We start from the raw sequence: 19,564 nt of genomic DNA, 5'->3' as shown, positions 1-19,564 counted from the left end.
TGATCGTAGTTGCCGGTTGCGAGGCGTTCTGCCATCGGCTGAACGCTCTTGCGATCGCCAGGACCGATCAATCCCGCAACGTAAAGGGGACACATCCGCCGCCGGGTCTTATGACCCAACCGCTGCAAGAACGGCTTCAGCCAGCCTTCGAGTTCGTCTTCCCATTCCGCCATGGTCAGCCCTCCAAGAGCCGACCACCCACGAATCATTGAAAAATCGATTCGGGAATCCTAAAAATTCAGAGGAATCCGACAATCTGCCAAAGTAGTGCTAATATTCAGGATAAACGGTCGCTTCAATTTTCCTTCGAAGCTGCACTTCGAAAGACAGCGACGAGCCGATCCCCTTCCAAAGCTCAACGTCGTGCTCGCCATTTGCTCGGCGCGACATCTCGCAGCCTGCTCATCGATGCAGTCGAGCTTCGCGGCGCAAATCACGCGCCGGCTGCTGTCCATCACGAAAACTCTATACCGCACGATGGCAGTCCGATCAAAAGGGGACCACCATCGTAGTCGAGTGTTCGTTTAAGGCAGCACCAAAGTAAGCGCGGGGCGAGGAACGTTTGTACGTGTGGCAATTCGGCTATACAGCGCCTGGAACTCCTCCGTGGCGGCTCGTCAGGGCGGCGGGCGCAGCACGCTTCAGGAGCCCAATCTGAACGCGTGCCGAAGCGAGCGGCTCGAGCTCAAGATAGAGAGCATCCCCAAAGTCATCAGCAGTACGCCGAGCCAGGTTACCGCCGGCTCTGTGCCTTGTTAGAAGCCTCTGCAGTGAGCACGATCGTGCCGAGCGCTATACTCAGAGGTTCGGACGAAGTTACCTCTTCGGTGGCGGGCATGGCCCCATGCAGTTGCTCATCACGGATTTGATCTTGGATCGGCACGGAGGGCGCGAGCGAGCGGCTATGCTGGGAAAGGAGGGCCGCTGACATCCCGGCGGTGCTAGTACCGAGATCGGAGGCCGCATCAGCTACCTTGACTCCGGCATGCGGCGGCCGAGGCGGCTCGGCTGGTTCGGAGCGCAGCAGCTCCGCGCGCATCAACGACCCCGTTCTGCCTTGGCCGTGCGGTCCCCCTTTCATCCAAACTGGCGGTGCTATCTTTGGCCACCGGGCGACGAACGGTCTTCTTCACCTTCCCAGTAGCCTCGGTCAGGAACCAGCATTTGCGGTGCCCGTCCATTCGATAGACCCAATGTTGGCCGTCGGGGGTCGAGCTGCTGGGGCGTCGCACGCATTCCGCTTGCGGTGGAGAGATCGTTGCAGGTGGGGGTGCAGCGGTATTGAAGATATCCACAAGAGGATTGGAGGAGGCAGGCGCCGTGGAAAGTGTTTCAACAAGGACCAAACTGACGAGGCACAATCGCAAATAACCGGACATCGAAAGCTCCCGGTGTTGCGCCCCGCCACCATGACCCTTCGCACCGACCTTGGCGGTCATGCGGCTCAAATCGCGCGACGCGATCGATTCATTGTGCTCGTGCCCCGAGGTCCGGGTCCGAATGCAAGGCCAGCGCAGCCCCTCAAGGTTGCAAAGTGCAGTCCCCGGTCGAATGGCCATTCCGCGCCTCGCGCGGAAAGGCGTTGGGTGGGCACGGAGAGAAGGGTGTGTGGCTAGGCTCTGACGAGTTGTTGCGCAATCGACACGTAAAGCATGGGCTTTGTATTTATCCCACTTCTCCGGTGGTTCGTCGTTTCGTTTGAGGTCGTCCATAGTGCGGCTGAGTAGATGTGCTATTAGCGCCGATGGCCAAGCTTGATTCCGAGCGTTAGGGCTTTCTGACGCAGAGAGCCTTCACTTCTTTCGTCAGCTCTGCGATTTTCGACACCGGTGTCTTGGATCGGGAATGCGCATGCAGCTCTTTGACATCCGTCTTGGTATACTCGCGACGCGCGATTGCCTTTTTGCTTTGCTTGGCAATAGCCGCTCCGATCAGTTTGGAGCAACTTATAACATGCTCAACTAGATCAAGCGATACGGCTCTGAGAATTTCGATCGCGCCTGTTTTTCAGAATCGACGCCTCAACAAGTTGATCACGTCTGTCGAGCTCAAAGTTTTCGCTTCGACGCCCAAAGCCCGTCAATAGAATGCGACGGCAACTCGCTTTGCCTTGCGCCACACCACTGCGCAGCGGCGCGGTCTTCCGTCCGGAACAAGGGTCAACGCAAATTCGTCGGGTAGTTTGTCATCCGCAGCAAGATCAAGAGCGGCGCCGAATCCCGATATGGTGCGAATGGTGCACGCAGTTGTCGATCGACCGAAGGTGATTACGCCGCACTTCTCAATCGGCGCCGAATGAGGGGTCTTCTCATCCATGATGTCCTCCAAAAGTAGCAATCGTGGGCGTCTTCCAGGTCCATCAAAAGCCAGTTCAACGCTCAACACACTTTCATGTCCTGTGGCTGCAGTCGCACTTCAGGCCTTAAGGATCCAACCGACTTCGACTATCTGTTCGGCCCTCGGTAGCGGTGGACGCGGAATAACGTCCTTGATTCCTGCTCGCGTTGGCCCGGCCGTTCATTCGACACGTATCTGACACCCGGCTACTTTTCCGTGGCAAGACCTACATAGCGGTAACTGCACAGAGATGGCGGGGCCTATCATTAGATCATTTAACTTGACGCTACGGCCTCATTCGAGCGTTCGGTCACGAAGAAGCCCACCAGCCGTCGGGAAAGGGCTCTAATCGCTCGTGACCGTCATTATCGTTCGCAGGCATGCGAAGAAGCGCCTCGACACGTGGGTTGAAAACTCGGCATGTGCTCAACACGGGACTGTTCGATTGGCCATGATGGTGCGCAGCAAAGCCACATAGAAGCGTGGGGTCAGTTGGCCAAGCAACGGCCCCCCTCTGAAAGGCAACCTGCCAACCGTGATCTCGATTTCGCTGCATGCTTCGCCTGCGATTGCTGGTCCCGTGCTGAGCTAACGTGAAACTCGGGTTGTTCCGGTAGTCGCGCCCTGGTGGAAGCTACGGAAATCGCCGCCTAAGACGACTGCCGCCAACCCAAGGCCAGGACGCATGCAGCGGCCAAGGACCAAAGCGCAATTGCGACCTGCTTATGCACGGCCATTCAAAATCTGAGCTTGGGCGCTTACGCCCATCTAGATCAAGAAAGCGCTAAGCTAATGGCCGCAACTTGTTTTGAACCACTTCAACGGCAATCCGAGGAGATAGCCTCGCTTTTTCAACTCATCTTCGGTTCTGTTCAAAATCCGGGCGATCAAGCTCGGTGATGTTCGAGAATTCACCAACTTCCGAAAGACCTCGTCCTCGCGTCTTGTCCAGCGAGTAGAGGACATGCTCACCTTGATACTCCTAACCTCAGCACTCGAAGAAACGGCTCCTGCATTGGGGCAGGGCAGGAGATGCTGGAGCCGCCTCTTCCGAGATCCTTGTGCGTTCGTCCGGCACAATTGGCCTAACCATAAACCGGAAATTAAATATTCTCTAATTTAATTTTGTTTATTTGCGATTAATTATTAATTGCCAGGCGTTGCATTAGGTGGGTACCCGCCCTCCGAGATGCGATAGAAACTCCTATTTCTCGGCGGCCGCCCCGCCTGACCTCGCTCCATAAACACGCCAGATCAGGTCACGCGGGCCCGCAAAATGTCCTTGGAAAGAGTATCGGGAAACTTGGCTGTCGGAAAAGCCTTCCGAGCCCATCTCTCCTTGTTCTCGACGGCTAGGCCACGTTCAAGACCGCATCATTTCGCGCGGAAGTGAGCGACAAGTTGTTCTGATGAAATCTGGTGCGAGTGGCCTCGGTTATGCCGAGGCCGCTCTCAGTGGCCACGGCGGGTCACCCGTCGCGCTCAGCGATGCCCTGCTTCAATTCAATCAGCGTAAACACGTGGTCGGCCGGATTCGGCAGTCTCGTTGGAGGCCAAGCAGCGTCGCGCCCGTTCGATCTGTGCGTCGGTAGCGCCGTGATTACGAGCGTACATCTCGGCCACCTTCGCCGAATATTTCGCGACGTAGTATCTGACCTCGCTGCAAGATATGCGCGTTGTGGGCCTGTGATGACGCGAGGCGAAGGCTTCGGACCCCAGGGGCATCAGCAGCAAGGCAACAATAGCCCCCGCGCGTACAATCATTCCCCGCCCCCTCGTTCTGTCTGCTTGGTACAGAGAGCAGGTCTGAGTCGCGCACACGACGCAAATTAAGAATGGCGCACTGGTCAAGGTGCCGGGAAACTGTTGCTCCGATGCTTCGGTCTTGCGGGCAATAGCTGCAGATGCAGGTGCTCGTGAAGCGACCCGATGCGGCTTCGTGTCAATGTCGGGGACGCGATCGTTGCATTGAACGGTAGCTATCGCCGCCGAAGGACTCTCCTTCTCCGCGCGACCTTCGGTGCCGCCCAATCCTTCTCGCGTTAGCGGCTCGCAGGCGTCGCCGGAGCGTCTGCAGTTCCCCAAACAGTGCGATAAGCCCCTCGACCCGTTCATGCAGAACAGCCGAGTAGTTGTAAACCTGACCTCGATTACTCATTACAGCCTCGAACAATGACTATTGAAACAATATGCAGGCGACAACGGGAAGAGTATGCAATCGGAGGTAGGACCATACAAGCCCCAAGACGGCAGCGTGAACGTGAAGGCCAGAGAGGGTAGTCGTTGCGCATCCCTTTCGCTTCGCGTTTCGGTTAGCTTCGTTTGAAGGTTCAGTCGATTTAGACAAGACGGGGATGCTGCAGGACAAGGATGGGCACCCGCGCCGGCACGCGTGTGGCGCTTACTTCCCTACTGATTGGCCGGGTGTTCGCTCAAGCGGCGGCCGAGGCTTGCCCAACCCCGTCGTACCCGAGGGAGCCTCGCCACTAGCTGTGGTGCTCCCAACCCGCTCAAACGTGGTGACGAATGCCGCGAAGGCGGCGACTATCACGGCAATCGCGAACAACAGGATCACAGGGTCGGGATTCCGCTCGGTACTCATGAGCAACTCCACTCAGACGGCCTGGTAGCTGAGCAGCCCTCCAACTAAGCTCCGCACCGGGGCGTATCAATTCGCTCGAGCTTCGGCCGAGCGCTTAAAACGCGGAGCTTATTACAGGTTCAAAATATTTGTTGGTCAAACCCGGGCGTTGGTTCAGATCTATCTCAGATCTTGGGTTAGCGCCTCGCACACGCGGGTGCTCCCCGCCAAGCGTCATCCCGATGTTATGCGGCTCTTGGACTGACGTCCTTAGCGTCGTCGAGGCTGAATAATATGTGGCAGGTTTACTGTCGTAGCCGGAGCGGTGACTGCGCTGCTTCGAGATTATTGAAGTCAACTGCGGTTGCGAGATCCGGAGGCGGTACCATCCACCGGCCGCGAGCACCACGTGCGCGATTGGAACGGTCGCCGATCCGAGCGGGCAGCTACATCGAACGAAGGCGTGCCGCCGATGTTAGAGAGAGCATCCGCCCGCAATGGATGCGAGTAGACTGGCCCAGGAATCAGCCCCGAGGCTGGCCAGGCCCGGTCGACTCTCTTGGCGCAACAGCACGCCGCAGAATGCGGCTCGAGCTTAAAACAACTCGCAGGACCATCAGAAGCAGGCGCCCAGGTCGCCGTCCAGGCATTGCGAGTAGGGTCAGCGCTCATTTGGAGCGCCTCCCGAAGCCTACAGGCACGGCTTCCAATCGCCCTTATGGCCACTTGGCTACCATTCGGGATCGTCGAAGCCGCCATACTCCCGCACGATGTACTCCCGCGTGAAGCGCTCGACCGGGCGCCAGTGCTCGCGAATGACGATTGTCGGAGTCGGGGGCCTCCAATAGTCAGGATGGATGACTATTGTCGGAGACGGCGGGTAGACATAGGGCGTATGAACACGCCAACAAACGTCTCCCCTACACGCAATAGCGGCGGAGGCGCCCGCACTGGAGAGCGCAAGAAGACCGGCAGCAACGCTAGCGCCTAGAAGAGCGTTCCTGCCCAATGACCGGTTCAGCTCGTTCATGTTTCCCTCCTCAGTAAACAGCGTTTCTTCTTTGCTGTCTCAAAACAAACCCCACCAGAAACCGCCTAGTTTCAAGCTTCTAAGATTAAAACTCACCTGACTTCGAAAGCAGCGATCAAGTTCTCAGCCATCTGGGATGGATTCAGCCCTCCCCTCTACCTTGGCGTAGCCATGGCGAAGTGACCGAGGGCGGCCGCCTAGCAGGGGCGCTCCTATCGCTTGGGCGGCCCTTCGCAATCCACGGCTCTCTTATTCGTGCCGAGCGCATCGGCTGTTAAGGGTTGGTTTAGTTCCCGGCATGATCATCGGGGACCACAACGGACCCGAGCATGCAATTGCGCCATGCCAATACATTGGAGATCGTGACCGTCGCAGATCACGGCAGGGGCGAGGTCGCGACGCGGCCCGTCACTCTCGAGAATCTGGCACCTGTTGGACCCTCAATGCGACAGCGGGTCCAAGCGATCTATCTTCCGGTCGCCTTGCAGCTCTACGGCGTGACCACCCACGAGCTGTTGGCGCGTTCGCGCGCTGTCCTCATTTTCACAAACGAGGTCGATCCGGCTGGCAATGTGACCGTCTTCGTCGACGACATATGCTCTGTATTCTTGCACCTTGCGCTCTGGTCTGTGCCGCCGTCCCGACGGGCACTTTAGAACGCATCAAAATTGGGAGTCTAGCCCGCGGGCGGCGCTCCCTTAAGGACGCCCTTACTCCGTCGGAGGGACGGGAGTTGCATTAAGAAGATTAGAGATGGCTGTCACCAACTGGGCCGGTGCAAACGGTTTAGCAAGCAAAAGGCTATTTGGAACGCCGTGAACTGGCCATTTGTCGGTGCTGGCTCCCGACATGTAGACAATGGGGAAATTAGGGTCGATGGCCCTGGCGCAACGTGCCACCTCCCAGCCGTCCACAGTGCCGGGCAGGTTAATATCGGTGACGACCGCTCGATATTTGCTGTTTGTACCCTGGAGCAGCGTTACTGCTTCCTCACCGGTGGCTGCCACTTCTGCTTCAAAACCGCCGTCAACCAGAGCGTCCTCGACGAGCTCCCACATGAGCTGCTCGTCTTCAACTACGAGAATTGCAAGAGACAGGTCTGCCACGATTGTCTCCCCGGCCCGGCCCGAAGGGAGCGCAGGGCAGCGTCAAAGTGCGCCTAGGGTCAACAGCGCCGTTTCACTGGCGCCGTGTGAACTACGAACCGAATTTCGCCGTCGGGCCAGGAGCTGACGCCTGCGGCACCCAGCAACTTTGCCTGCTAAGGAGCAAAGGGGCTTTCGGTTCGATGACTATCCGCTGGCCGCGAACAGATCCCACTTTCCGGGCAGGCCTTTCAGTTCGTAAGAACCGCGCTCGGCGAACTTAAGTCCGGCTCCCGCGACGAGGTCGGTGACGACGCGCGACACCAGAACTTCGTCGGAGCCGCAATGCGACATCACGCGCGCGGCCGCGTGCACGGCGACACCACCAATGTCGCTCCCTCTGATCTCAATTTCCCCCGTGTGCAGGCCGGCGCGGACGGATAGCCCGATCTGTTTCGCCGCCGAGCCAAAGGCCAGCGCGCAGCGCACCGCTCGTCCAGGACCGTCGAAGGTCGCGAGAACCCCATCGCCAGTGCTCTTCACCAGATTGCCGCGGTGTTTACCGACGATCTCTCTTGCAATCTGATTGTGATTGCCGAGCAGCTGAAGCCAGCGCTCGTCGCCCATCGCAGTCGCGCTGCGTGTGGAGCCAACAATATCGGTGAATAGCACAGTCGTTAGCACGCGCTCAAACTCAACCGCGCCGTGATCGCGGCGGCCAGTGACGAACTCCTCGATATCTCCGGGCACCGTCTCATTGTTGGCGGTCCAGACCGCGTGGTCGCCAATGGGATATTCGATGTATTTGACGCCCGAGATCGCGGCGGCAAGCTTTCGGCCGAGGTCGACCGGCACTTGGAGATCGGCCTTGCTGTGCAACACAAGGGTCGGCACCTGCAGCGTCGGCAGGATCGCGCTGACGTCGATCTGGCGGTTGAGCCGTAGGAGTGTTCGCAGCGCGCCGGGACTACTCGCCAACCGTTCCCACTTGGCATATTGCGCGATCACAGCTGGATCGACCGCCTCGCTGGGAGCGATGGTTTTGGTCAGTTCGCCGGTACCCCACAGCCTCAGGATCTGCTCGAAACGTGCCTCCCACGCCTCATCCGAGAGGCGGTCGGCGGATCGGCTGAAACATCCGGTCAGAATGAGGTGCGACACGCGCTCAGGGTATGTCGCGGCGAACAGGATACTCATACAACCACCTTCGGAGAACCCGACCAGTGCCGCGCGCTTAGAGCCGATCGTGTCCATGACGGCGCGGACATCGTCCATGCGCACCTCTAGCGACGGCGCCCCCGACATCCGGTCCGACATGCCCTGTCCGCGCTTGTCGAAGGTCACGACCCGAGCGAAGCTCGCGAGCCGCCGCAGAAAAGCGGTGTATCCTGGCAACTCGTGCTGAAATTCGATGTGTGAGATGAAGCCGGGAACCAAAATCAGGTCTATCGGCCCGTCGCCCGTCACTTGATAGGCGATGCTGACGTCGCCGCTCAGGGCATACCGCGTCTCGGGCAGCTTGAATCCAGTCATTGGCGAACCTTGGGCCTCCCCATTGTTGCCTCCTAAATAGCTGAGATCAACCCCCGAAGCTTCTGCCCCTCTGCTCCGGCGTCTAAAGCACCTCAGCATTAGTCCCGGCCTTGTCCGCCTTGGGGTCATTCGCGTCGATTCGGTCGTGTCGCCACCACGTCCGGTCTGGACTCGGCTGCCGACGGTTCTGGGAGGAACCAGATCCGACGAAAGGCCTAGCGTAAACGAGCATCGCAAACTGACCGCCAGTGCGGTATCGGTGTTGCGAGCTCCGACGGAGGCGCACATGAGGCGCAGCTGGTCGATGCTGATCGCCGTCGCTGGGGCGGTGTTGGTCTTCTTCTCCATGCCCGCCATTGGGAGCAGCGCGCCGGCTTCGATACGTCTGCCAAGCAAGGGGCAATCCGCAGGCATCGATCTATATGACAATCCCGACTCTCCGGGAGAAGCGAGCGTAGTGCCCCGTATGAGCGGGCCTTCTTTTCCGTGAAATTGATTTTCAGGAGGTAAGCCTGCTTCCGTTTGGCACATCCGTGCGTTGCGAAAGCCGGCGTCGGCGACCATCGTCACGATCTGCCCCGCCCACCCAGAACTTCAGGTCCGATGCCACTCAGCCAGTCCGAGAGACGGCGCAAGTGATCCTTGGAAGAGGCCTCGCAGAATTCGACGAACCCTAATCCTTCCGTGCGATCCAAGGCCTCACTACCCGAGGCGGGAAGTAGCGTGAACAATGAGCAGCTTCACGCCGATTGTTCTGGGAACGAATGGTCGCACGCAGACATTCTCCAACTCCACACTTAACAGGAGAATAGGATGCGCAAGTACCTGTTTGCTGCGGCGATCGTGAGTGCGATCGCGACACCCGCCATTGCGGACGAAGTTGGTGTTGGTGTTCAGGCCGGTCCGGTGGGCGGAGGCGTCACGGTCGGAGAGTCTCGCGAGCGCCGGCCCGTTGATCGGGACCAGACGACGGTCATCAAAGAACAGGAGCCCCGGGAAACCGATAGAACGACCGTCATTAAAAAAGAGAATGAGGACGGCAGCCAAGAGAAAACCGTCATTCATCACGATAACGACTAACAAATTGGCCCGGACCACCGTCCGGGCTTTTCTCTTGCCTTGCGACAATCTCTCCGACAGCAAGAACGGGCCGCCTGGAAATCCACATTAGTTCGGTAACGATTTCTAGCACTTGAGCCTCCATCAGAAGACCGCGTTCAGCAATCATCGAGAGCTGGGTACGCTGTGCCGCCTCTTTGAGCTCGTCGCGAAGTGCTGCATCGCCAACGACACTTAGCAGTGGCAGTATGATTTGGTTCACCCGCGGCTCGAGTTTCGGATCTACAAGGCTAGGATCGAGCTTGACCTGGTGCCTCCTATGAAAACGATACAGCAGCAGTTTGTTACGCAGCTCGCGTGCTTCCTCTTTGAACGTCTCAGGCAGATTGATCGGGATGTCAGCGCGTAGCGGCCGCCCGCCTGTCTCCTCCGTAATGAAGCGGCTTTCCAGCGCCCTGTCCTCGTACCGTCCTCGTGTGGCTACGATCTTTGGGCCGAACACATGGAACGCCCGCGGATTGAACTCGCGCTGACCATTCATCACGGTGCGCAACACCGGAAAGCCACGCATGTTGCCATTGTTGAGGATCTTGACGATTTCCGATCGCTCGTCGCTGAACCGGAAATCCGCTTCGTCAAAGATCAGCGTCCCTCGAAACGCGTCGAGCGTGTGGAAGATCGGCGAGACGGTCGAGGCTCCGCTCGCAAAGAATGGCTTGTAGCAGAGCGATCCAATCGTCAGGAGTGATCGGGTCTTGCCTGTACCGAAGTCTCCCCGAAGCCGGAGATTCGGCAATTCGTTGAAGGCGTCATACAGCCAGCTCAGGAGCACATAGTGACAGGCAACCTGCTCGAATATGGGAGTAAGGTCGGCATATCGGTGGATAAAGCCCGCGATCTCGGAGATGAGGCTCGGCTCGCTTTCGTATATCCGGGGCTCTGAAGGAAGCAGAACCACCTCATTCTTGATGAGATTATTGTTTGGGGAGAATGGGACAAGCCGTTGTCCTGCCACGTCGACGGACCTCCCAAGTGTCCAACGCCCTGCAGAATACGTACCGAGGAGCGTAGTCCGCTCCTCTGGTCGGTACACGAGCTCGATCAGGGTACCGTCTTGGAGCACATCGGAAACTGTCGGCACCACGCGCCCACGATCGTTGCGACCTACACTGGCATCGTTCATGCGCCGACGATCGCAGATCTCAGCGAGTGGGACGAGGCGCGAGGCTGTGCCTCGTCTGGCACATTCACGAGCCTTGGCCGGAACGCCTCACGCGCTTAGCTTAGGGGCATATGGAGGGAATAACAGTTCATATCGGCTGGGAGTATTTCCTAGGACTCTTAGGCGCACTGGTAGCCGTGGCGTGGTACTCGAACGGCCGATTTACGGCGCTAGAAACATCGATGGACTGGGTCAAGAATAACTGGATTTGAAGAAGTCGATTGATGATGCAAGCGCAAAAGCCCGTGGCGACTCGACGGGGGATAGAGCCAAAGCCCCCGAACCGCTCAAACAACAAACGCTTTGGTAAGGCCGGCCTGAGGCGGCTTGTCGCGTGCGGGCTATCAAAACCCGAACGCGTGCCTGATTTGCCGCAGCATAGCCATGGTTGCGTCGACGTATCGACCGTTGGTTAAGTACTGATCCAGTTGCGCTGTACTAATTAGCGCCACCGCTGCAGTCGAGAAGCGCTTAGACATTGCTGCCTCTCCTGAAGAGACCGCCAACCGGGCGTGTCGGATATTAGAGTGCGCTCAGGATGCGTTGCCGCATAATGCGATAGCCACTCTTTCAAGGGGCATGGCACCTGGCGTCGTTCGGGCAGCCTCAAAGATGTGTCGGACGTCGGTGCCACCCTTCAAGTTGAAGCAATGATTGAGGGGCTAGCCTTGAAAGAATTCTTTCTTCTGCTCTCCGCGACGGGGCTTGCCTATCGCCCGATGCCAGCTTGACCGAGTGAATGGCACGGAATTGGAGGTCAGCTTCCTTCGCCAAACGTCCAATGCGACGAAATTCGGCTTAATCAGACAGACATTGCGCCTGCTCTAACATCCCGCCTGCCTAATTTTCCCAGGCTTGTGGAACCTTTTGCTTCTGTGCACTTTGTAACATCCAGCGAAAGTATGAGTACTGGGGGAAGCCTTGACGGAAATGCCATCCATCCTTGTCATCGAGGATGACGACGCGATCCAGAGCCTTGTTGAGGATGCGCTGAACGAGGGAGGCTTCGAGACCTCTGTCGCAAGTACCGGCGAGGAAGCCGTGACCCTCCTTAAAGGGGGGCTCGTTACATACCGCGGCCTCGTGACTGACATCAATCTGCTGGGAAGGTTCAACGGCTGGGAGGTAGCGCGCGCAGCACGTGAGGTCAATCCGAGCTTCCCCGTGGTCTATATGTCCGGCGTGGCCGCTGACGAATGGCTGGTTCAGGGGGTTCCAAACAGCATAATGCTTCAGAAACCGTTCGCGCCCGTGCAGCTCGTGACGGCAGTTTCCCACCTCCTCAACGGCTGCTTGAGTCCCAAAGCACCAGACGAACCCTTCGGCTAGCTTGGTGCTCAGATGGCGCGATTCTTCTTCGGCCTTTGCGGTACAGAAAACGTCAATGATCCCGGCGGCCTCGTCTTTGAGCACGAAATAGATGCCTTCCGTGCGGCTCAAAGACTTGCTGAAGAACTAGCAAGTAGCCGACCCCATTTGAGAGAAAATACATGGGTGGTCGTGAGTCGGAACGATAGCGCCAGCGCTTATTATCTGACCCTTTAACATCATTCCCGGTTGCCATTCCGTAACATGCCGTTATGAACCGGCGCTGGCCTGCCGAGTACAACGCACACATGCCAGGAAGCCACTCGAAATCAGCACGGAAGGAAAAAGATGAACGGCCCTCGGGGAAGTATCCCGATGTTAGAACGTCGTGCCTCAAAACGGCTTCCAGTGAATCAACCCGCGCTGCTCCGCTTTCGCGACATTCGTGGAGTTCATCCATGTGTTGTGAGAAATCTCAGCGAAGAAGGAGCCTGCCTTAGCTCTCCGGTCCGCATTTTCGCCGATGAGCTTGACCTGTCGGTTGACGGCTTCAAGAGTACTCTGAGGTGCGAAGTTGTGTGGAGAGACGAGCATCTGTATGGCGTAAAATTCAAAGGCGGCAAACACACATGTGTCCCGTTGTGATGCAGCGTCGGCACCGGCCGTGAGTAGCACTTTCGGCAGAGCAGCCAGTGTGCTGGCTGACTTGAAATGCGCCTCCTGAGGGACAACGCCCGCATGTCCGTTGAGGGTCACAGGACTAAACCGCTCGCGCGGTAAGGCGCTGGGGCTGGCAGCGCAGCCAAGCCCATAGCGCAACAGCGCGTCCTGTCTTGAGATGAGGGGTTCGCAACCTTCACCTCAAAACAGGAGCATCCCCATGACCGACGAGGCAGTAAGCCCGTTGCGCCGGCGCATGATCGAAGACATGACGATCCGCAAGCTCGCGCCGAAGACCCAACATGACTATGTGCAAAGGGTCAAGAACGTCGCTGCGTTTCTCGGGCGATCCCCGGATACGGCGAGCTTCGAGGACGTGCGCCGCTACCAGCTGCATCCGGCGGCGAGCGGCGTCGGTGTGCCGACCATCAATCAGACGGTATCGACGCTGCGGTTCTTCTTCCGGGTCACGCTCAAGCGCCACGAGATCGTCGAGCACACCCATGTCATTCACGAGCCGCGCAAGCTGCCGGTGGTGCTCAGCCCCGAGGAAGTGGCGCGGCTGCTCGATGCCGCGCCGGGACTGAAGTACAAGGCCGCGCTGAGCGTGGCCTATGGCGCCGGGCTGCGCGCGACCGAAGTGGTTTCGCTCAAGGTCCCCGACATCGACAGCAAGCGGATGATCATCCGCGTCGAGCAGGGCAAGGGCGGCAAGGACCGCAACGTTATGCCTTCGCCTGTTCACTCGACCTGCTGCGGGCCTGGTGGAAGGCGGCGCGTCCACAGGGCTGGCTGTTCCCGGGCCGCGATCCGGCCCAGCCGATGACCACGCGCCAGCTCAATCGCGCCTGTCACGCCGCTGCGCAGATGGCGGAGATCAACAAGCGCATCTCGCTGCACACCCTGCGGCATAGCTTCGCCACCCACCTGCTCGAGCAGAACATCGATGTCCGCGTCATCCAGGTGCTGCTCGGTCACGCCAAGCTCGACACCACGGCGCTCTATACCCGCGTCGCTACCAAGACGATCAGCGAGGTCATGAGCCCGCTGGAGCACATCGCGCTCAAGCTCAAGGAGATCCGGCCGCCCGGCTGACGCGGCGCGCGTGTCGCGCCCGGCCTTGGAGGTTGCGGATGTCTTCCGCAGCCATGGTCCGGCATGGCGTCGAGCCCATGCCGGCCATGTCAGCCTCGACCAGCCCAAGGTGATGTCGGCGATTGAGCGTTGCCGCACGGCAGCGCTCGGCGGCCATGTCGCGCGTTGCGCGGACTGCGCCTACGCGACGATCGCCTACAACTCCTGCCGCAATCGGCATTGCCCAAAGTGCCAGGGCGCCGCGGCGAAGGACTGGCTTGCCGACCGCGAAGCCGACCTGTTGCCGGTGCCGTACTATCACGTGGTGTTCACGCTGCCTGCGGTCATCGCCAACATCGCCTACCAGAACAAGGCCGTGGTCTACGATCTCCTGTTCAAGGTCTCGGCCGAGACGCTGATCACCATCGCCGCCGACCCCAAGCATCTCGGGGCCCGCGTCGGCGTCACCTCCGTGCTGCATACCTGGGGCTCGGCGCTCACCCATCATCCCCATGTGCACATGATCGTGCCGGGCGGCGGCATCTCGCCCGACGGCGAGCGCTGGGTGTCCTGCCGGCCGGGATTCTTTCTCCCCGTGCGCGTGCTCTCCCGCCTGTTCCGCCGGCTGTTCCTGGAGAAGCTCATGGCGGCGTACGCCGTCGGCCGCCTCAACTTCTTCGGCGATCATGCCCTGCTTGCCGACACGCAGGCCTTCGCGACCCATCTGGCGCCGCTGCGCAGAAGCGAATGGGTGGTCTATAGCAAGCGCCCGTTCGGCGGACCCGAGGCGGTGCTGGCCTATCTGTCGCGCTACACCCATCGCGTCGCAATCGCCAACAGCCGCTTGATCGCCGTCGACGAGCAGGGCGTCACCTTCAAGTGGAAGGATTACCGGATCGAGGGCCACAATCGGTACAAGCGCATGACGCTCGGGACCTTCGAGTTCATCCGCCGCTTCCTCATCCATGTGCTGCCAAAAGGCTTGCACCGCATCCGCCACTACGGCCTGTTCGCCAAAAGCGCGTGCGCCGCCAACGTCGCACGCGCGCGGGAGCTGCTCGCCGTTGCAAAACCTGAAGCCCAGCCCACCGCGGCCGCCGATCCAAGCAAGCCGACTTGTCCATGCTGCGGCGGTCACATGATCATCATCGAGGTCTTCGCCCGCGGTGCAACGCCGCGGCATCGGCCGACAGCCCCAACCAGCGTCATCAGGATCGACACCTCATGACCGCGTCACAATCCCGCAGATCTGCCCCTCGCGCTCGCCGGCTCTCGAACGGCCACGGCAGAGCGCACCCAGATATCCTCCACCCGCCGCAAATCGTCCGACAATCTACCGCGTTCGATACCACCCGCCGCTTATTAGTCAGCCGCTTCACCGTCGTACGACTCGTTGCATCGGCTCGATCCAAATCAGACAGCTCGCCCGCGGCACTCAAATCACCATAGCGCCTGCCGCACTGCTCTACGTTCCCCAAGCGCGGTTTCCTCCCTTGGAGGCTTTCGGACGCCGGCCGCCGAACTTGCCGCGCAGTCTCTCAAGCGGCCGGCATCCGAAACCCTTCACAATCTCGGAAGTGAGATCATCCTTCGTCACACGATCTCTTCGGTCCAGACCTTGAAGCTGACCAGTGTGTTTGGCCCGAACGTCTGGGTGATCGGCACATCGGAGGCGTCGCGGCCCTGCGCGATCAGGATGCGGCCGATCCTCGGCACGTTGTTGCGCGGATCGAAGGTGCGCCAGTGGCCGCCGAGATAGGCTTCGAACCAGCCGGCGAAATCGCCCGCGGCCCAAGGCTTTGGCGTGCCGATGTCGCTGAGATAGCCCGTGCAATAGCGCGCGGGAATGTTCATGCAGCGGCAGAACGCGACGGCGAGATGGGCGTAATCGCGGCAGACGCCCTTGCCTTCCGCGTAAGCCTCCCACGCCGTCTTGCTGGCGCGCGCATGCTCGTATCCGAACGCGATGTGACGGTGCACGAAATCGCAGATCGCCTGGACCCGTGCCCAGCCCGGCGGTGTTTTCTCGAACAATTGCCAAGCGATTTCCGAAAGCCGCTCGGTTTCGCAATAGCGGCTGCCGAGCAGATAGACCAGGGTATCCGCGGGCAGGTCCTCGACCGCATGCTGAACTGCAGAAGCAAACACCGGATCGGGCAGGCCGCTGTCGCGAACGACGCCATCGGCCGCAAGACGCACACGACCGGCGGGCGCAACCATGCGGCTGCACCAGTTGCCGAACATGTCGCGATAGGGTCCGATCTCGATGGCGGGGTCGGTAGTGAGGAAGTCCGGCACGATCACATCGGACGCGCGCGTGAAGTGTGTGCCCAGCACCATGATCATCGGCGTCGGTTGCGGAAAATCGTAGAGCATTTCGAATCCGACGCGAATCTTCATTCGAAATGCCTTTCAGGCTCCTTACAATTGAAATGGCTACGAAACGAACCAGTACAAGGCTTCGGCCGGGTTATTCGGTCAAATGCGGCCGGCAGCGGAAAAAACGATAGCTAATTGCCGCAAAAGCGCGCACGCTGCGACGATGTCCGCAAAACCTCATGACTTCGCGCGCAGATTCGCCGGGCTGCCGGCATGACCACGCGCACGCGACGGGAAACGGTTCATTTCAGGCATCCCTTCCGCATCAAGGGTATCGACCGGCAGCTCGCATCGGGAGCTTACGAAATCATCACCGACGAGGAGATGATCGAAGGCCTTTCGTTTCCGTGCTTCCGGCGGGTCGCCACCATGATCATGGTGCCCGGCGCGCCGCCGCAACGATCCGCGATGGAGATGATCTCGATCAGTTCGATCGATCTGTCCGACGCGCAACGCATCGATGCGAGTGCGCCGCGTGACTGAGAGCCCGATCGAGTTCGACAAACATCGCGGCATGGCGGCGCAGAAAGCCGCCGATATCCGTCGCGTAATCGCCGAACTCGAGGCCGATGCGAAGCTGCTGCGTGACAAGCGGGGCGTTGTCAAATCGAGATCCTCGCCGCACCGGCCACCTCGTGGCTCGAGGCGGTGGCCAAGGCGCGTTACGTGCTCCGCCGGCCTGCCGGCGGCCGACACCCATCACCGCGACCTGGTGTCCGCGGTGCTTGCGGACCTTACCCGACTTTCGGGGAAGAAACCTGAACAAACCAGTGTTTGGCTCAAGTGAGCACTTCATCCTGCCCGTTCCTGCTACGATGGAACGGCCTAACCGAAAGCACCATGATGCAAAAACTCTCGCCTCGTCACGTCATGACAGAAGAATCGCTTCGTCTCGGTGTGGAATCCGGCTGGTACTCGACCAAAGTCAGTGGAACCTTCGTCTCGGGCCCGCATTCTTCCGAAGCCGACTGCTTGCGCAGGATCGCTGAAATCAATCCGCCGACAGCGAAAAAGAAGACCTAAGTCCGCTCTGTTTCGGGAGAAAGGTTTGATGCTCGCGCGCGGCAACATCCGGGGATATGAGGACGAACAGATGGGCCTGCTGTTTTTTATGCTGAACGGCGCTAGGGAAGTGAAAGGCCGTTGATCGCCTCTTGCTATTGTTTGAGACAAGGGACGTTGCCCGAGCGCGCCAAGAAGGTCCGTAAAGCGTGGTTAGCCGATACAGATGCCAATCTCGACGAACGCTATCAGCAGCATCACCATAACCGCCGTGTCCGCTTTGGTGCCAATGATGGATATCGGTAAAGATGAGATCGAATATCGCTGCGCTACTGTCGATGCCAATCAATGTTGATCGTTCGTGTGAGAAGCCGCCAGCCGCGCAATTCTGATCCTGCGGATCGAAACCGTGATTGCGCCGATCTAAAAAATGGCGGAGTGCTTGAATACCGTGTCGATTGCTCGGAATTGACTCGTTACTGGACCGTTAAAAGGCGCAGGGTGCTTTATCACCGTTTCGCGCTTTTGGCTGTTGTCGGTGACTGACAGTGTTGAGCTCCCGCCTTGGTGAAAGGGAGATCCTATGCCCAAGAATACCCCGCCTCCCATCTGCCCGAAGTGCAGCAGGCCTATGCGATTTGTGCTCGTGAAAACGGGAGGACGCAAATTCCGCTGCGTCGATTGCGATGTAACAGGTCTCCTTAAATTGCCGGTGTCACACAGCTTCTCACGGTCGAATTAGCATCCCGAGCTAAATTGCCTCCGTTGGCTATGGCGATGGTCGTCTGGATTTTCCCAAGTGCCCGGTGTGGCGTCCGAATTGTCTCGCTATCTGGTTACAACAAGTGCAACTTGGTTCCGGGGCCTCTGGGAGGTCAGTCATGAGCGGCAATATTTTTAATAGCAATGGCACCCGCGTTGGGGTGGTGGATGGCGCGACCATCTTCAGCCTTAACGGCCAAGAACTTTATCATCTAAAAGGGATCAATATCTATCGACTTTCCGGCGAGTTGGTCGGCCATCTGAACGGGACGCAAGGCTCCGATAAGCGGCTCGATCGTTCCACTGACAAGCTATTCTCCGCCAGAGTCAGTCCTTAAGACCCTGCCACAATGGTGATCGCCGAGACAGCTCTCTGCCTGGCCCATAATCTGGAGGCGGTCATGAACGTCGTCGGGACCAAGCCGCTGAGAGCTGCAATCACGGCCTGAGACCGCGCTCAGAGACGACGGCACTGCTACCTTTGGACTGGAACTAAGAAGGTGCTGTACAGCATCAGGCCAACAGACTATCGTTGAATGGCAAGGTGGCAGGTGTTCGCCTTGAAGCTGTCCATGAAGCGGTGACTTCCGAAGTCGCTGTTCGTCGTCGTAGCGGCAGCTAGCGTGCCATCGGAAGGCGCAATCTCACACAGCTGGATGTTTTGCCAAGCGCGGACGCAAGCGGCGTCTGCGGCTCCGAGCCCGCTTGTGCGCAAAAAAAGGAGACCATCATGAGAATGCCCGACATTTTGCAAGGTGAGGCGCGGACTCGCTTCCTCCAGGGAATCGCTTTCGGCGCTGTTGCGGCGATAACGATCGGATTTTCCTGGGGCGGCTGGGTCACCGGCGGTACCGCCCAAACCATGACCACAATGGCGGAGACCAACGGTCGGATGTCTGTCCTGGTCCCGATATGCGTCGCTCAGTTCACAGCGGCCGACGGCGCCGTCGCCAAGTTCAAGGCGGCGGGCTCCTATTCAAGGGACAACGTCATCGGCGAATTTGTGAAGACCGTTGCCTCCACGAGTATGGACTATTCAATCGCCAGGGCGTGCGCAGTCGGCGTAGAAGCTGAACTCTCAAAGACGGCCACAAAGAGCTGAGCGGTCGCTTCGCCAAGAAAGGGTCCAGCGAAATGAGCGCTCTCGGGTCCGGACGGCCTTCCTACCTTGTATATGGCTTGTTGGCCGTCATCCTATTCGGCGGTTATGTGCTGCTCATTGGCTTTCAAAACGACAATTCCGCAACCGTGGCCCCGACTCTGACACTCAATCGTTGACGCCTCGCGCGGTTTTTCATTGGGAACCACACGGGCACGTCCACGCCGGCAAGTGAATCCGCCGCCTCGTTTGTCTGGAAGGCTACGCAGGCGGCGACCCATCGGCTTGCTTCCGATAGCGTACATCGGTGCCCGCTCCGAGAATGTTCGCTTGCGGTCACAAGCGGCAGTCCGGTCGTTCTGTTTGTCAGGTCCGGTTCTCCTCTGAGAGCGGCCTATGCGGCCCCTCGTAGTCAGTTCGGCTGAGGGCCAAT

Annotated in this window: 16 protein-coding genes and 3 pseudogenes; 10 read left to right on the top strand and 9 right to left on the bottom strand. The window is 59.1% G+C overall.

The features are described from left to right. The 6 genes and pseudogenes from IVA92_RS15095 to IVA92_RS15070 all read right to left on the bottom strand — a co-directional run. The coding region (locus IVA92_RS15095; protein ID WP_247279122.1) for a transposase at positions 1–209 on the bottom strand (209 nt) is incomplete at its 3' end. Positions 210–1,735: 1,526 nt separating this feature from the next. After that, positions 1,736–1,920 (bottom strand): annotated as a pseudogene (locus IVA92_RS15090) (hypothetical protein). Positions 1,921–2,079: 159 nt separating this feature from the next. Then, the gene (locus IVA92_RS15085; RefSeq protein WP_247279121.1) at positions 2,080–2,316 is read right to left on the bottom strand and encodes a PilZ domain-containing protein; all 237 of its coding nucleotides are present in this window, start codon (positions 2,314–2,316) and stop codon (positions 2,080–2,082) included. Between the two features lie 1,524 nt (positions 2,317–3,840). Further along, positions 3,841–4,062 (bottom strand): hypothetical protein, encoded by a 222-nt coding sequence (locus IVA92_RS15080; RefSeq protein WP_247279125.1) that lies wholly within the window; start codon positions 4,060–4,062, stop codon positions 3,841–3,843. Positions 4,063–6,658: 2,596 nt separating this feature from the next. Then, positions 6,659–7,054: a response regulator gene (locus tag IVA92_RS15075; RefSeq protein ID WP_346015566.1), complete on the bottom strand. Its 396-nt coding sequence runs from the start codon at positions 7,052–7,054 to the stop codon at positions 6,659–6,661. A gap of 186 nt (positions 7,055–7,240) precedes the next feature. Beyond that, entirely contained in the window at positions 7,241–8,566 is a 1,326-nt protein-coding gene (locus IVA92_RS15070) for an adenylate/guanylate cyclase domain-containing protein (protein ID WP_247279119.1), read from the bottom strand. 813 nt (positions 8,567–9,379) lie between these two features. On the opposite strand from IVA92_RS15070, the gene IVA92_RS15065 reads away from it, so the two are divergent. Continuing rightward, positions 9,380–9,646 (top strand): hypothetical protein, encoded by a 267-nt coding sequence (locus IVA92_RS15065; RefSeq protein ID WP_247279118.1) that lies wholly within the window; start codon positions 9,380–9,382, stop codon positions 9,644–9,646. Here the strand turns inward: IVA92_RS15065 and IVA92_RS15060 are convergent. Beyond that, positions 9,624–10,808 (bottom strand): hypothetical protein, encoded by a 1,185-nt coding sequence (locus IVA92_RS15060; RefSeq protein ID WP_247279117.1) that lies wholly within the window; start codon positions 10,806–10,808, stop codon positions 9,624–9,626. The two genes, IVA92_RS15065 and IVA92_RS15060, sit on opposite strands and share 23 nt — an antisense overlap. 620 nt (positions 10,809–11,428) lie before the next feature. On the opposite strand from IVA92_RS15060, the pseudogene IVA92_RS15055 reads away from it, so the two are divergent. Both IVA92_RS15055 and IVA92_RS15050 read left to right on the top strand, forming a co-directional pair. Further along, positions 11,429–11,675, top strand: a pseudogene (locus IVA92_RS15055) (hypothetical protein); the annotation flags it as partial. A gap of 102 nt (positions 11,676–11,777) precedes the next feature. After that, positions 11,778–12,176 carry a response regulator gene (locus IVA92_RS15050; RefSeq protein ID WP_247279116.1) on the top strand — a complete coding sequence of 133 codons (399 nt, stop codon included), beginning with the start codon at positions 11,778–11,780 and terminating at the stop codon, positions 12,174–12,176. Positions 12,177–12,548: 372 nt separating this feature from the next. Here IVA92_RS15050 and IVA92_RS15045 read toward each other — a convergent pair whose 3' ends face one another. After that, positions 12,549–12,974 carry a hypothetical protein gene (locus tag IVA92_RS15045; protein ID WP_247279115.1) on the bottom strand — a complete coding sequence of 142 codons (426 nt, stop codon included), beginning with the start codon at positions 12,972–12,974 and terminating at the stop codon, positions 12,549–12,551. A 61-nt stretch (positions 12,975–13,035) separates the two neighbouring features. Between IVA92_RS15045 and IVA92_RS15040 the strand changes: the two are divergent. Both IVA92_RS15040 and IVA92_RS15035 read left to right on the top strand, forming a co-directional pair. After that, positions 13,036–13,910 (top strand): annotated as a pseudogene (locus IVA92_RS15040) (tyrosine-type recombinase/integrase). Between the two features lie 10 nt (positions 13,911–13,920). Beyond that, positions 13,921–15,117 carry an IS91 family transposase gene (locus tag IVA92_RS15035; RefSeq protein WP_247279114.1) on the top strand — a complete coding sequence of 399 codons (1,197 nt, stop codon included), beginning with the start codon at positions 13,921–13,923 and terminating at the stop codon, positions 15,115–15,117. A 365-nt stretch (positions 15,118–15,482) separates the two neighbouring features. Here the strand turns inward: IVA92_RS15035 and IVA92_RS15030 are convergent, their stop codons facing one another. Beyond that, a complete protein-coding gene (locus tag IVA92_RS15030; RefSeq protein WP_247279113.1) occupies positions 15,483–16,289 on the bottom strand; it encodes a transglutaminase family protein in 807 nt (268 codons plus the stop codon). Between the two features lie 192 nt (positions 16,290–16,481). Between IVA92_RS15030 and IVA92_RS15025 the strand changes: the two genes are divergently transcribed. The 5 genes from IVA92_RS15025 to IVA92_RS15005 all read left to right on the top strand — a co-directional run bounded on the left by IVA92_RS15025 (position 16,482) and on the right by IVA92_RS15005 (position 19,134). After that, positions 16,482–16,751, top strand: coding sequence for a hypothetical protein (locus IVA92_RS15025; RefSeq protein WP_247279112.1), 270 nt, complete (start codon positions 16,482–16,484; stop codon positions 16,749–16,751). Continuing rightward, complete coding sequence (locus IVA92_RS15020; protein ID WP_346658124.1) at positions 16,744–17,055, top strand: hypothetical protein; 312 nt, start codon at positions 16,744–16,746, stop codon at positions 17,053–17,055. Before IVA92_RS15025 ends, IVA92_RS15020 begins: the two co-directional genes overlap by 8 nt. A 56-nt stretch (positions 17,056–17,111) precedes the next feature. Then, a complete protein-coding gene (locus IVA92_RS15015) occupies positions 17,112–17,291 on the top strand; it encodes a hypothetical protein (RefSeq protein WP_247279123.1) in 180 nt (59 codons plus the stop codon). Positions 17,292–18,151: 860 nt separating this feature from the next. Beyond that, positions 18,152–18,370 (top strand): 4-fold beta flower protein, encoded by a 219-nt coding sequence (locus IVA92_RS15010; RefSeq protein ID WP_195785838.1) that lies wholly within the window; start codon positions 18,152–18,154, stop codon positions 18,368–18,370. 392 nt (positions 18,371–18,762) lie between these two features. Then, entirely contained in the window at positions 18,763–19,134 is a 372-nt protein-coding gene (locus tag IVA92_RS15005) for a hypothetical protein (protein WP_247279111.1), read from the top strand. The last annotated feature ends 430 nt before the right edge of the window (positions 19,135–19,564 follow it).

Origin of the sequence: Bradyrhizobium sp. 154, assembly GCF_023073875.1 — a bacterium.
Classification (GTDB): domain Bacteria; phylum Pseudomonadota; class Alphaproteobacteria; order Rhizobiales; family Xanthobacteraceae; genus Bradyrhizobium.
The sequence above is the reverse complement of the archived record's forward strand: the minus strand, read 5'-3'. Positions and strand labels throughout refer to the sequence as shown.

Coding starts and splice junctions, on each gene's coding strand:
- IVA92_RS15070 (WP_247279119.1), bottom strand. CDS start 8,566: ATGACTGGATTCAAGCTGCCCGAGACGCGGTATGCCCTGAGCGGCGAC.
- IVA92_RS15080 (WP_247279125.1), bottom strand. CDS start 4,062: ATGCCCCTGGGGTCCGAAGCCTTCGCCTCGCGTCATCACAGGCCCACA.
- IVA92_RS15065 (WP_247279118.1), top strand. CDS start 9,380: ATGCGCAAGTACCTGTTTGCTGCGGCGATCGTGAGTGCGATCGCGACA.
- IVA92_RS15005 (WP_247279111.1), top strand. CDS start 18,763: ATGAGAATGCCCGACATTTTGCAAGGTGAGGCGCGGACTCGCTTCCTC.
- IVA92_RS15060 (WP_247279117.1), bottom strand. CDS start 10,808: ATGAACGATGCCAGTGTAGGTCGCAACGATCGTGGGCGCGTGGTGCCG.
- IVA92_RS15050 (WP_247279116.1), top strand. CDS start 11,778: ATGCCATCCATCCTTGTCATCGAGGATGACGACGCGATCCAGAGCCTT.
- IVA92_RS15010 (WP_195785838.1), top strand. CDS start 18,152: ATGAGCGGCAATATTTTTAATAGCAATGGCACCCGCGTTGGGGTGGTG.
- IVA92_RS15085 (WP_247279121.1), bottom strand. CDS start 2,316: ATGGATGAGAAGACCCCTCATTCGGCGCCGATTGAGAAGTGCGGCGTA.
- IVA92_RS15030 (WP_247279113.1), bottom strand. CDS start 16,289: ATGAAGATTCGCGTCGGATTCGAAATGCTCTACGATTTTCCGCAACCG.
- IVA92_RS15015 (WP_247279123.1), top strand. CDS start 17,112: ATGCAAAAACTCTCGCCTCGTCACGTCATGACAGAAGAATCGCTTCGT.
- IVA92_RS15025 (WP_247279112.1), top strand. CDS start 16,482: ATGACCACGCGCACGCGACGGGAAACGGTTCATTTCAGGCATCCCTTC.